Here is a 12,335-nt window from a genome sequence, read left to right as displayed (position 1 = left end):
TTCAGCCGGCGCGCGGCCGTGCGGAACGTACCGTGCGGCTCCTCGGCGGTGCCCTCCGAGCGGGGGAAGAACTCGTACCACGAGCCGTACAGGGCACGTTCACGCTCCACCAGCAACGGCATCGGATCCGACGCGGTGACCAACTCCCGCAGCGGATACCGGGCCAGGACCGACTCCACCTCCGGCGCCAGGGCCGCCGCCAGGCGCCAGGCCGCCGGGCGGTTCTCGTCCCGCAGGGCCGCCACCGCGTCCAGGACGACCTGCCGCCGGTCCTCCGGGACCCCGCCGGCCGCACGCTCGTACAACAGCGCGCCCTCGGTCAGGACCAGATCGGTGTCGATGCCCGCCGGGATCTTGATCCGGGCGTGGTGCCGCCAGGTGGCGACCGGGTCCGACCAGGCCTCCACCGTGTAGGTCCAGTGGCCGGGTTCGCCCGCGGTGACGGTGGCGCCCCAGCGGTCGGTGCCCGGGGCGAGTTCCCGCATCGGCGTCCAGGGACCCGGCCGGCCCGCCGGGTCCCGCAGCACCACGTTCGCCGCGACGGCGTCGTGGCCCTCCCGGAACACGGTGGCCGACACCTCGAAGGACTCCCCGGTCACCGCCTTGGCCGGCCGGCGACCGCGCTGGACCACGGGACGTACGTCGAGGACGGGGATACGGCCCACGGTGGTGGCCGCGTCCGGGGAGGACCGTTCCCCGGCGGCGGCGGCGGCGGACGGACCGGCCGCGCCGGCCGGCGTCACGCCTTTCCTGCCCGTCGTCTTCTTTCCTGCTGCCTTGGCTTCGCTGCTTGTCGGGGGTGCTGACGAGTGGTGCGTGGCGGGCATGACCGCTCCTGTCCGCTTCAACGAGGGTATGGGCGGATGGATATGGGGAGGTGGGTCCTGCGGAGGTGCTGTGGTGCTCCTGTGGGGTGCGTACCGCAGGAGCCTTCCCACCCGGTTCGGGTGGGCAATCCGGCACTTTGTTAACTACTCACGCGTACGTCCACCCACAAGACCGGCCCCTTTTTCCCGAGTGCCCGGTGACCGGGTCTTGACGCCCCCTCCGACACCCCCGACGGGTACGTCCCCACCGACCGCGCGGTAACCACTACCGTCGAAGAAGACGACGAGACGTACAACGCCGTGCGTCTCATCCCGCGACGCGTCGAGGTGGCATGTGAAGGCGATCCGTCGGTTCACCGTCCGTCCCGTTCTCCCCGACCCCCTGCGGCCCCTGAGCGACCTGGCGCGCAACCTGCGCTGGTCCTGGCACGCCGAAACGCGCGACCTGTTCCAGTCCGTCTGCCCCGAGGGCTGGGCCGGCGCCGGCGGCGACCCGGTGCGGCTGCTCGGCAGCGTCCCCCCGGCCAGGCTGGCCGAGCTGGCCGGGGACCGGCGGTTCCTGCGCCGCCTCACCGCCGCCGCCGACGACCTCGACGACTATGTGACCGGCGACCGCTGGTACCAGGAACAGGCCGACGGTCTGCCCGCCGCCGTCGCCTACTTCTCGCCCGAGTTCGGCATCACGGCCGCGCTCCCGCAGTACTCCGGCGGCCTCGGCATCCTCGCCGGCGACCATCTGAAGGCGGCCAGCGACCTCGGGGTGCCGCTGATCGGGGTGGGGCTGCTGTACCGGCACGGGTACTTCCGGCAGACCCTCTCCCGGGACGGCTGGCAGCAGGAGCACTACCCGGTGCTCGACCCCAACGAACTGCCGCTCACCCAGCTGAAGGAGGCCGACGGCACCCCGGCGCAGGTCTCCCTCGCACTGCCCGGCGGCAAGGCGCTGCGCGCCCGGATCTGGCTGGCCCAGGTGGGCCGGGTCCCGCTGCTGCTGCTCGACTCGGACGTGGAGGAGAACGACTTCGGCGAACGCGGGGTGACCGACCGGCTCTACGGCGGCGGCAGCGAGCACCGGCTGCTCCAGGAGATGCTGCTCGGCATAGGAGGCGTGCGGGCCGTACGGACGTACTGCCGGCTCACCGGGCACCCGGAGCCGGAGGTGTTCCACACCAACGAGGGACACGCGGGCTTCCTCGGCCTGGAGCGGATCGCCGAACTGTGCGCCGACGGGCTGGACTTCGACTCGGCGCTGGAAGCCGTGCGGGGCGGCACGGTGTTCACCACGCACACCCCGGTCCCGGCCGGCATCGACCGCTTCGACCGGGAGCTGGTGGGCCGGCACTTCGGCCCGGACGCCGAACTGCCCGGCATCGACGTGCAGCGCGTCCTGGCACTGGGCATGGAGACCTACCCGGGCGGCGAGCCGAATCTGTTCAACATGGCGGTGATGGGGCTGCGGCTGGCCCAGCGGGCCAACGGGGTGTCGCTGCTGCACGGGCAGGTCAGCCGGAACATGTTCGCCGGGCTGTGGCCGGGATTCGACGCCGAGGAGGTGCCGATCACCTCCGTGACCAACGGGGTGCACGCGCCGACCTGGGTGGCGCCGGAGGTGCTGCGGCTCGGCGTCCGGCAGATCGGCGCCCAGCGGGCCGAGGACGCGCTGAGCGTCGGCCGCTCCGAGCGCTGGGACGCGGTCGCGGACATCCCCGACCAGGAGATCTGGGAGCTGCGCCGCACCCTGCGCGAGCAGCTGGTGCTGGAGGTACGGGAGCGGCTGCGGGCCTCCTGGCGGCAACGCGGGGCAGCGGACGCGGAGCTGGGGTGGATCGACGGGGTGCTGGACCCGGACGTCCTGACGATCGGCTTCGCGCGACGCGTCCCGTCGTACAAACGCCTGACGTTGATGCTCCGCGACCGCGACCGCCTGATGGAGCTGCTGCTGCACCCGCAGCGCCCCGTCCAGATCGTGGTCGCGGGCAAGGCACACCCGGCGGACGACGGAGGCAAGCGCCTGGTGCAGGAGCTGGTCCGCTTCACCGACGACCCGCGGGTCCGCCACCGGATCGTCTTCCTCCCCGACTACGGCATGGCGATGGCGCAGAAGCTCTACCCGGGCTGTGACGTCTGGCTGAACAACCCGCTGCGCCCCCTGGAGGCCTGCGGCACCTCCGGCATGAAGGCGGCGCTGAACGGCTGCCTCAACCTCTCGGTGCTGGACGGCTGGTGGGACGAGTGGTTCCAGCCGGACTTCGGCTGGGCGATCCCGACCGCGGACGGCGCCGGCACCGACCCCGACCGGCGGGACGACATCGAGGCGGCCGCCCTGTACGACCTGCTGGAGCAGCGGATCACCCCCCGCTTCTACGAGCGTGGGCGCGGCGGGCTGCCCGACCGCTGGATCGAGATGGTCCGCCAGACCCTCTCCCTGCTCGGCCCCAAGGTGCTGGCCGGCCGCATGGTCCGGGAGTACGTCGACCGGCTCTACGCCCCCGCCGCCCGGGCGCACCGCGCGCTGACCCCGGACACCGCCCGGGACCTCGCCGAGTGGAAGGCCCGGGTGCGGGCCGCCTGGCCGGGCGTGAGCGTCGACCACGTCGAGACGACGGCGACGACGGCCACGGCGGAACTGGGCGGCACCGTGGGCCTGCGGGTCCGGGTCGGCCTCGGCGAACTGAGCCCGGACGACGTGGAGGTGCAGGCGGTGTCCGGGCGGGTGGACGCGGAGGACCGCATCACGGACGCCACGGTGGTCCCCCTGAAGCCGGCCGGCACCCCCGACCTGGAGGGCCGCCTGCTGTACGAGGGCCCCCTCTCCCTGGACCGCACCGGCCCCTACGGCTACACGGTCCGCATCCTCCCCACCCACCCCCTCCTGTCCTCCGCCGCAGAACTGGGCCTCCTGACGGTGCCGTCGCAGGAGGTGGTGGAGGGGGCGGGGATGGTGTTGCGGTGAACCTGACCGGCGGGGCCAGCGGACGGCCCGGCGGCGGTGAGCTGTGGCTCGGTCAGTCTCTGGAGAGGCCCCCGCACAGCCTCCGCAGTACCGCCCCGCACCGTCGCGCGTACGCGTGCTGCAGTCCCCGGGTCGCCGGGCCGCCCGCGCGGGCGTACCACTTGGCCGGCCTGCTGAAGGCCGCCACCGTCAGCCAGACCGTGCCGTCGCCGGTGCGGTCGACCACGAAGGCCTCCTCGCCGCACTCGGGGTGGCCTTCGAGGGTGCCGTAGGCCCAGCCGGCCCGCCGGGGCTCCTCGGCCGTCCAGATGATGCGGCAGGGGGCCTTGATGACGCCGGCCAGGGTGACGGTGACGTCGACGCCGGGGGCGGCGCGGTCGGCGGTGGCGTCGATGCCGACGCCCAGCGCGCGGTGCATCTCCCAGGTCAGGACCGCCTCGGCGGCTCGCTGGAACACCTCCTGGCCCTCGCCGAGACGGGTGCGGACCAGCATGGGGTGGAAGCCGGGCGGGCAGAAGGTGAGATCGTCGCGGGTCGCGCCGACCGGCTCATAGGTGAAGGGCGCCGAGGACATGGGTCACAAGGGTAGGGCGGCACCCGGAAGGACCGCTTCCCGGGTGCCGCCCCCTCACGAGCCGGCGCGGACTAGCTGACGTTGACCGCCGTCCAGGCCGCCGCGACCGCCCTGTACTCGGTGCTGGTGGAGCCGTACAGCGCGGACGCCGCGTTCAGGGTCGCCGTGCGGGCGGCCTTGTAGTTGGTCGTCGACGTCATGTACGTGGTCAGCGCCTTGTACCAGATCTGCAGCGCCTTGGCGCGGCCGATGCCGGTGACCGCGGCGCCGTTGTAGGTCGGCGAGTTGTAGGTCACGCCGTTGATCGTCTTCGAACCGCTGCCCTCCGCCAGGAGGTAGAAGAAGTGGTTCGCGACGCCGGACGAGTAGTGCACGTCCTTGCTGCCGACGGAGGAGGACCAGTAGTCGGCCGAGCCGCCGTCCTTGCTGGGCTTGTCCATGTAGCGCAGCGGGGTGCCGTCGCCGTTGATGTTGATCTTCTCGCCGATGAGGTAGTCGCCGACGTCGGACGAGTTGTTGGCGTAGAACTCCACGCCCGTGCCGAAGATGTCGCTGGTGGCCTCGTTCAGGCCGCCGGACTCCCCGCTGTAGTTCAGGCCGGCGGTGTTGGAGGTGACGCCGTGGCTCATCTCGTGCCCGGCGACGTCGAGCGAGGTCAGCGGGTGGGTGTTGCCGCTGCCGTCGCCGTAGGTCATGCAGAAGCAGCTGTCGTCCCAGAACGCGTTCACGTAGGCGTTGCCGTAGTGCACGCGGGAGTAGGCGGCCTTGCCGTCGTTCTTGATGCCGCTGCGGCCGAAGGTGGACTTGTAGAAGTCCCACGTCGCCTGCGCGCCGTAGGCGGCGTCGGCGGCGGCCGTCTGGTCCGTGGACGAGCTGGAGGCGGTGCCGGTTCCCCACACGTCGTCCGCGTCGGTGAACAGCGTGCCGGTGCCGGAGGTCTTGTGCGCGAGGTTGTACGTCTTGTGGCCGCCGCGCGTGGTGTCGTACAGCTGGTACGTCGAGCCGGACAGGGTCGTGTTGAGGGTGACCGTGCCGGAGTACAGGCTCTTGCCGGTGCCGGTCTCGATGCCCTGGTACTCGTAGAGCTTCTTGCCGGTGGCCGCGTCGGTGATGACGTGCAGCTGGTTCGGGGTGCCGTCGTCCTGGAGGCCGCCGACGACCGTCTCGTAGGCGAGGACGGGCTTGCCGGAGCCGGCCCAGATCACCTTGCGGGCGCCGTCCGCGGTGGTCTTGGCGGAGCCCAGCGTCCTGGCGGCGGACACCGCCTGCTTCTCGGCCTTGGCGGCGGTGATCTGCGGCTTGAGCGAGGCCACCTTGATGGCCGACTTGGCCGCCTTGGTGACGCCCTGGGTCTTGCCGGACTTGGCCGTGTGGACGATCAGGTCGCCGCCGAGCACGGGCAGGCCCGCGTAGGTGCGCTCGTAGCGGGTGTGGACGGTGCCGTCGACGTCCTTGACGACGTCCTTGACGACCAGCTTCTCCTGGGCGCCGAGGCCTATCTGCCGGGCGGTCCCGGCCGCGTCGGCCTGGGCCTGCTGGATCAGGGTGGTGCGCGCAGCGGCGGACAGCGCGGTCGGGGCGGCGGCGAGGGGCCCCGCCGTGGGCTGGGCGGTGGCACTGGTGGTGACACCGGTGGCGAGCAGGGCTCCGGCGGCGACAGCGGTGGCGATGGCCAGAGTGGTGCGCTTGTGACGCGCGTAGAGGGGGCTCACAGAAGCTCCTTCTCGTGGGGGAGTCCGGGCAGCGTGGGGTTACTGGCCGGAGTGTGTGGCGTTGTGAAGTTGCTGTGCTGCTGCGGCGGGTGGAGAGAGAGTGACATCAAGGGCGCGTACATGTCAGGCCCTTGACGTGATGTTGGCCGAAAGTCAACTGTCCGAGAAACGTTTCGGGCGTGTGAACCGGGTGCTGTCCGAGGGTGCTCGACCCCCGGACAGCGCCGTGATCCCGGGCCCGTGGCGTGCGGTTTACGGGAAGGTCAGCTTCCAGCCGTTGAGCGTTCCGGTGTCGTAGGTGGCCTGATCCTGCACCCGCAACTTCCAGGTGCCGTTGGCCGGTTCGGCCGAGGCGTTGACCGTGTACGTCTCGTTCACGTCGTCGGCGGAGTCCGAGGAGCTGAAGTTCTTCAGCCGGTAGGCGGTGCCGGACGGGCCGACGAGGTCGATCACCAGGTCACCGCGCCAGGTGTGGGTGATGTCGACGCTCACCTGGAGGTTGCCCGGCGCGTTCCCGCTGCGGCCGGAGACGGTGATGCTCGACGTGACGGCGGCGCCGTTGTCCGGCACCGACACCGGCGTGGTGCTCTCGTACGACGTACCGCCGCCGCCCCCGCCGCCGGAGCGCGAGCCGACCCCGACGCCCGCCCAGGCGTCCTGCACCGCCTTGTACTCGGCGCTGGTGGTGCCGTACAGCTCGCCGGCCGCCGCGAGCGTGCCGGTGCGGGCGCCCGCGTAGTTGGTCGTGGACGTCCACTTGGTCGTCAGCGCCCGGTACCAGATCTGCAGCGCCTTGTCCCGGCCGATGCCGGTGACGGCAAGGCCGTCCGCCGTCGGCGAGTTGTAGCTGACGCCGTTGATCACCTTGGCGCCGCTGCCCTCGCTGAGCAGGTAGAAGAAGTGGTTCGCGGGTCCGGAGGAGTAGTGCACGTCGATCCCGCCGATGCCCGAGTACCAGCTGTCCTTGGACGCGCCGTCCTTGCTGGGCTTGTCCATGTAGCGCAGCGGGGTGCCGTTGCCGTTGATGTCGATCTTCTCGCCGACCAGGTAGTCGCCGGGGTCGGTGGCGTTGTTCGCGTAGAACTCCACCCCGGCGGCCATGATGTCGCTGGTGGCCTCGTTCAGGCCGCCGGACTCGCCGCTGTAGTTGAGGTTCGCGGTGGCGGAGGTGACGCCGTGGCTCATCTCGTGGCCGGCCACGTCGATCGAGGTCAGCGGCTTGGCGTTGCCGGAGCCGTCGCCGTACGTCATGCAGAAGCAGCTGTCGTCCCAGAACGCGTTCACGTACGCGTTGCCGTAGTGCACGCGGGAGTAGGCGCCGACGCCGTCGTTCTTGATCCCGGTGCGGCCGAACGTGCTCTTGTAGTAGTCCCAGGTGAGGGCCGCGCCGTAGTGGGCGTCCGCGCCCGCGGTGGCCGCGTTCGACGTGGTCCCGTTGCCCCAGGTGTCGCTGGTCTGCGAGAACAGGGTGCCGGTGCCGGAGGTGCCCCGGTTCAGGTTGTACGTCTTGTGGCCCCCGCGCGCCCCGTCGGTGAGCGTGTACGCCGAGCCCGACTGGGTCGTGGTCAGGGTGACCTGCCCGCTGTACTGGGTGTTGCCGACGCCGATCTTGACGCCCTGGTACTCGTGGAGCTTCTTGCCGGTGGCCGCGTCGGTGATGACGTGCAGCTGGTTCGGGGTGCCGTCGTCCTGGAGGCCGCCGACGACCGTCTCGTACGCCAGCACGGGCTTTCCGCTCGCCGCCCAGATCACCTTGCGGACGCTGTCCGCGGCCGGCTTCGTCCCGCCGAGCGCCTTCGCCCGCTGGACGGCCTGCTTCTCGGCGGTGGCCTTCGACACGGCCGGGGTGAGACCGGCGACCTTCAGCGTGGCGTTGGTGGCCCGGATCACGTCCATGGTCTTGCCGGACCTGGCGGTGGTCACCACCAGGTCGCCGCCGAGCACCGGCAGGCCCCCGTACGTGCGCTCGTAGCGGGTGTGCAGGGTGCCGTCGGCGTCCTTGACGACGTCCTTGACGACCAGCTTCTCCTCGGAGCCCAGGCCGATCTGCCGGGCGGTGGCGGCGGTGCCGGCGTCGGCGTGGCGTATCAGCTCGGCGCGCTGCGCGGGCGTGAGCCTGACCGCCGCGTGGGCCGGGTCGGCCTTGCCGGCCTGCGGCGTCGCCGGGGCGGCGGTGGCCGCGCCGGACTGGACGGCGGCGGCGATCAGGGCGGCGACACCGGCGAGGGCGACGGTGACGGTGCGGCGGTGCGCGGTGGGGCGGTGCGGGGTGTGGGAGGTGCGTCCGCGAGAGGAATTGCTTCTCAACACTGACTCCTTCTGCGTGACCGCGGGTCGCGCGGCCGGGGAGACCGGACGGTGGGTTGGGGCGTCCGGGCAGAACAGGGCGTTACGCGAAAGCCACGTGCAGGTGCGGAGCCGGCTCACACAGACGCGCAGAAACTGTGGGGTTGCTGTGAGTCGGCCAGGGAAGAGTGGCAGGAGATCTCGCCACTTGTCAGGACCGCGTCACCAATTTGGCCGGAAATGGTTCGTTGACCGGGTGTTCGTGTTCGGTATCCGGACTGTCGGGTAGGTGGATCGCCGCTCGGGGCGGTGGCGGATCACCGCTCGGATCAGGCGGTGGCGGATCACCGTTCGGGGGCCCGCCCGTGCCAGGTCCGCCACAACGCCGCGTATGCCCCGCCCGCCGCCACCAGCTCCTCGTGCGTGCCCAGTTCGGTCAGCCGGCCGCCCTCCATGACCGCCACCCGGTCCGCGTCGTGCGCCGTGTGCAGGCGGTGGGCGACGGCGATGACCGTACGGCCCTGAAGCACCGCGGCGAGGGCGCGCTCGGTGTGCCGGGCCGTGGCCGGATCCAGCAGGGCCGTCGCCTCGTCCAGGATCAGCGTGTGCGGATCCGCCAGGACCACGCGCGCGAGGGCGAGCTGCTGGGCCTGCGAACCGTCCGTCGGCCGGCCGCCCTCGCCCAGCCGGGTGTCCAGCCCGTCCGGCAGACCGCGCACCCAGTCGCCGGCGCCGACGGCCGCGAGCGCCGACCACAACGCGGCGTCGTCGGCGGTGGGTTCGGCGATGCGCAGGTTGTCCCGCACCGTCCCCAGGAAGACATGGTGCTCCTGGGTGACCAGCACCACCTGCCGGCGCAGCAGCTCCGGCGCCAGCTCGGCCACCGGCACCCCGCCCACCGTCACCGTGCCGGAACCGGGCCGGTCGATGCCCGCGAGCAGCCGGCTCAGGGTCGTCTTCCCGGCGCCCGACGGCCCCACCACGGCGAGCCGCTCCCCGGGCCGCACCGTCAGGTCCACCCCGCCCAGCACCTCGCCGCCGCGCTCGTACGCGTACCGCACCCCGCGCACCTCGATCCGGTCGTCCGCCGGCACCGCGGACGCGCCCTCGCTCTCGCCCCGGGGCGCCTGCGCCAGCCCCTCCACGCGCGCGAACGAGGCGCCGCTGCTCTGGAGTTGCTCCACCCGTATCAGGATCTGGTCCAGCGGCTCCGTGAACTGCCGCAGGTACAGCGCCGCCGCCACCACCGCGCCCACCCCGACCGTCCCCCGGGCGTGCAGCCAGCCGCCGAGCAGCAGCACGCCGACCACGGGGACGGTGTACGTCACCTCGACCGCCGGGAAGAACACCGACCGCAGGCGCAGGGTGTACAGGCGGGTGCGGCGGGCCGCCTCCAGCGCGTCCCGGCTCGCCGCGGTCCGCCGTTCCCGCAGCCCGAACGCCTCCACGGTGCGCGCGCCGGCCGCCGTCGCCGCGACGATCTCCGCGACCTGCGAGGTCGCCGCCCCCTCGGCGAGATAGCCGTCCCGGGCACGCCGCAGGTACCAGCGCAGCGCCAGCCAGATCGGGGTGAGACCGAACAGGCCGAACGCCCCCAGCAGGGGGTCGAGCGCGAACACCGCGCCCAGGACGAAGACCGCCTGCACGGTGTCGACCAGCAGCTCCGGGCCGACGTCCCGCAGTGTCGTGCCGACGGTCGCCACGTCCGCCGTGCCCCGCGCGGTCAGATCGCCGGTACCGGCCCGCTCGACCACGGACGCGGGCAGCGCCAGGACCCGCTCGACGTACTCCTCGCGGACCCGGGCCAGCGTGCGCTCCCCGAACCGGTACCCGACGTACCGCGCCCAGCGGGCCAGCAGGGTCTGCGCCAGCGCGCACACCACGATCCAGGACGCCAGCCGGTCCACCGTGCCGGCCCCGTGCCCGTCCCGCACCGCGTCGACGATCCGGCCCACCAGCCAGGGCCCGGCCAGCCCCGCCGCCGCGGCCAGCGCGTTCAGCCCCAGTGCCCCGGCGAACGCCCACCGGTCGGCCGACACCAGCCGCACCGTGGCCCGCCGCACGGCAGCCCGGCCGGCGACGGGCAGCAGGGCATCACCGGAGGTCATCGCGGGGCTCCTTCGCGGGTGGGGTCGTCGCGCCCGTCATGTCCGTCGCGCCCGTCGTGCCCGTCGTGCCCGTCGTGCCCGTCGCGTCCGCCGTCTCCCCGCCGTCCCGTGCGACCAGCGCCCGGTACGCCGGTTCCTCCGCCAGCAGCCGCGGGTGCGGGCCGGTCGCCGCGACCTTGCCGTCGGCCAGGAACACGACCGTGTCCGCTCGGGCCAGGACCAGCGGGGACGTCGTCGTCACCAGCGTGGTGCGGCCCTCCCGTGCCGCCCGGAGCCGGTCGGCGACCGTTGCCTCCGTATGGGCGTCCAGGGCCGAGGCCGGTTCCACGGCGAGCAGCACCTCGGGGTCGGCCAGCAGCGCCCGGGCGAGGCGCACGCGTTGCCGCTGACCGCCGGAGAGGCTGCGGCCCTGCCCGGCCACCGCCGAGTCCAGGCCGTCCGGCAGGCCCCGGACCACGTCCTCGGCCGCCGCCGCGTACACCGCCCGGCGCAGTGCCGCCTCGTCGGCCGGGCGCGCCGCGGCCAGTACCTCCCGGAGCGGCCCGGCGAACAGGTCCGCCTCGTTGTCCGCGACCAGGACGCGCCGCCGTACGTCCGCCAGCGGGATCGCGTCGAGCCGTACCCCGCCCCAGGTGGCGTCGGTCGGCCCGTACCGGCCGAGCCGGTCGACCACGGCGGCGGCCTCGGCGGGCCGGGCGGCGGCCAGCGCGGTCAGCCGGCCCGGCTCCACCCGCACCCCGGACGCCGGGTCGTGCAGCTCGGCCGGTCCGGAGGGCGCCGGCAGGGTGCCGGTGTCCGGTTCCGGTTCCAGCCGCAGCAGCCGTACCGCCCGGCGCGCGGCCACCACGCCCCGGTTGAGGTCGTAGGCCATCCGCACGAAGAAGGCGACCGGCCCGATGAGCACCGCCACATAGCCGTAGACCGAGACCAACTCGCCCACCGTCAGGGAACCCTGAGCGGTGAGCCGGGCCGCCTGCCAGGTCACCACGGCGAGGAACAGGGTCGGCAGGCCCACCCCGAGCGCCTGCACCCAGCTGGCCACCGCGCCCACCCGGTACCCCTGCGCCCGCAGTCGCCGCGAGTCGTCTCGGAAGGCGTCCGCGAACAGTCCCTTGCCGCCCAGCCCGTTGAGGACGCGCAGCCCGCCCGCGAGGTCGCCGATGCGCGCGGTGAGCACCCCCTGCAACTCGCGGTACTGGCTCTCCGCGCTCTGCAGCCTCAGCGCCGGCGGCCCGGTGAGCAGCGCGATCACCGGCACCCCGAGCAGCACCACCGCGGCCAGCGGCGCGGAGATCGCCAGCAGCAGCCCGGCCACCACCCCGTAGACGACGATCGAGCCGACCCCCGGCCCGACCACGGTCAGCGCCTGCGCCAGGGTCTGTACGTCCCCGACCCCGATGGTGACGACCTCCCCGGCCCCGGCCCGGCGCGGCAGCGCGGCCCCCAGCCGCACCACATGCCCCACGACCACCTTGACCGTGCGGAAGTTGGCGTCCATCCGGACCCGCGTCATCACCCGGTGCCGCAGGATGCTCACCCAGGCGTTCAGCGACCCGACGACGAACATCAGCCCGGCCCAGCCGGCGAGCACCCCGAGCCGCCCCGGCAGCAGCCCGTCGTCCACGGCCCGCGCCATCAGGTACGGCTGTGCGGCCAGCAGCACCATCCACGTACTGCCCAGCAGCGCCCCGGCCGCCGAGCGTCCCCGCTGGCACCGCACCAGCCACCACAGAAACCACCAGCCGCCACGGGTGTCGGGCGTGCCCGGATCCTCGTACGCGTCGATCATCCATCCCCCGATCCGCCCGGCCGCCCCCTCGGCGCGCCCGGCCATTTTCCCCGAGGCGCCCCGTCCGGCGGAACACGGCGACCCGA

7 protein-coding genes are annotated in these 12,335 nt (G+C 73.0%); 1 reads left to right on the top strand and 6 read right to left on the bottom strand.

From position 1 onward, the window contains the following. The coding region (locus AB0L21_RS11435; protein WP_365783508.1) for a maltotransferase domain-containing protein at positions 1–827 on the bottom strand (827 nt) is incomplete at its 3' end. A gap of 334 nt (positions 828–1,161) precedes the next feature. On the opposite strand from AB0L21_RS11435, the gene AB0L21_RS11430 reads away from it, so the two are divergent. Beyond that, entirely contained in the window at positions 1,162–3,780 is a 2,619-nt protein-coding gene (locus AB0L21_RS11430) for a glycosyltransferase family 1 protein (protein ID WP_365707853.1), read from the top strand. A gap of 52 nt (positions 3,781–3,832) precedes the next feature. On the opposite strand, the gene AB0L21_RS11425 is transcribed toward AB0L21_RS11430, so the two are convergent. The 5 genes from AB0L21_RS11425 to AB0L21_RS11405 all read right to left on the bottom strand — a co-directional run bounded on the left by AB0L21_RS11425 (position 3,833) and on the right by AB0L21_RS11405 (position 12,249). Then, a complete protein-coding gene (locus AB0L21_RS11425; protein ID WP_365707851.1) occupies positions 3,833–4,354 on the bottom strand; it encodes a DUF1990 domain-containing protein in 522 nt (173 codons plus the stop codon). A gap of 71 nt (positions 4,355–4,425) precedes the next feature. After that, positions 4,426–6,066 (bottom strand): M4 family metallopeptidase, encoded by a 1,641-nt coding sequence (locus AB0L21_RS11420; protein ID WP_365707849.1) that lies wholly within the window; start codon positions 6,064–6,066, stop codon positions 4,426–4,428. A gap of 252 nt (positions 6,067–6,318) precedes the next feature. Continuing rightward, the gene (locus AB0L21_RS11415; protein ID WP_365783506.1) at positions 6,319–8,373 is read right to left on the bottom strand and encodes a M4 family metallopeptidase; all 2,055 of its coding nucleotides are present in this window, start codon (positions 8,371–8,373) and stop codon (positions 6,319–6,321) included. A gap of 323 nt (positions 8,374–8,696) precedes the next feature. Next, positions 8,697–10,460, bottom strand: coding sequence for an ABC transporter ATP-binding protein (locus AB0L21_RS11410; RefSeq protein ID WP_365783504.1), 1,764 nt, complete (start codon positions 10,458–10,460; stop codon positions 8,697–8,699). Continuing rightward, on the bottom strand, positions 10,447–12,249 hold the full coding sequence (locus AB0L21_RS11405; RefSeq protein ID WP_365783502.1) for an ABC transporter ATP-binding protein: 1,803 nt from the start codon (positions 12,247–12,249) through the stop codon (positions 10,447–10,449). Before AB0L21_RS11405 ends, AB0L21_RS11410 begins: the two co-directional genes overlap by 14 nt. Positions 12,250–12,335: the final 86 nt, after the last annotated feature.

It is taken from the genome of Streptomyces sp. NPDC052721, assembly GCF_040678315.1.
Taxonomy (GTDB): Bacteria; Actinomycetota; Actinomycetes; order Streptomycetales; family Streptomycetaceae; genus Streptomyces.
This window is presented reverse-complemented; position numbering and strand designations above follow the sequence as displayed.

Bases quoted from the DNA above. Each gene is read 5' to 3' on its own strand.
- AB0L21_RS11410 (WP_365783504.1), bottom strand. From the start codon at position 10,460: ATGACCTCCGGTGATGCCCTGCTGCCCGTCGCCGGCCGGGCTGCCGTG.
- AB0L21_RS11425 (WP_365707851.1), bottom strand. From the start codon at position 4,354: ATGTCCTCGGCGCCCTTCACCTATGAGCCGGTCGGCGCGACCCGCGAC.
- AB0L21_RS11405 (WP_365783502.1), bottom strand. From the start codon at position 12,249: ATGATCGACGCGTACGAGGATCCGGGCACGCCCGACACCCGTGGCGGC.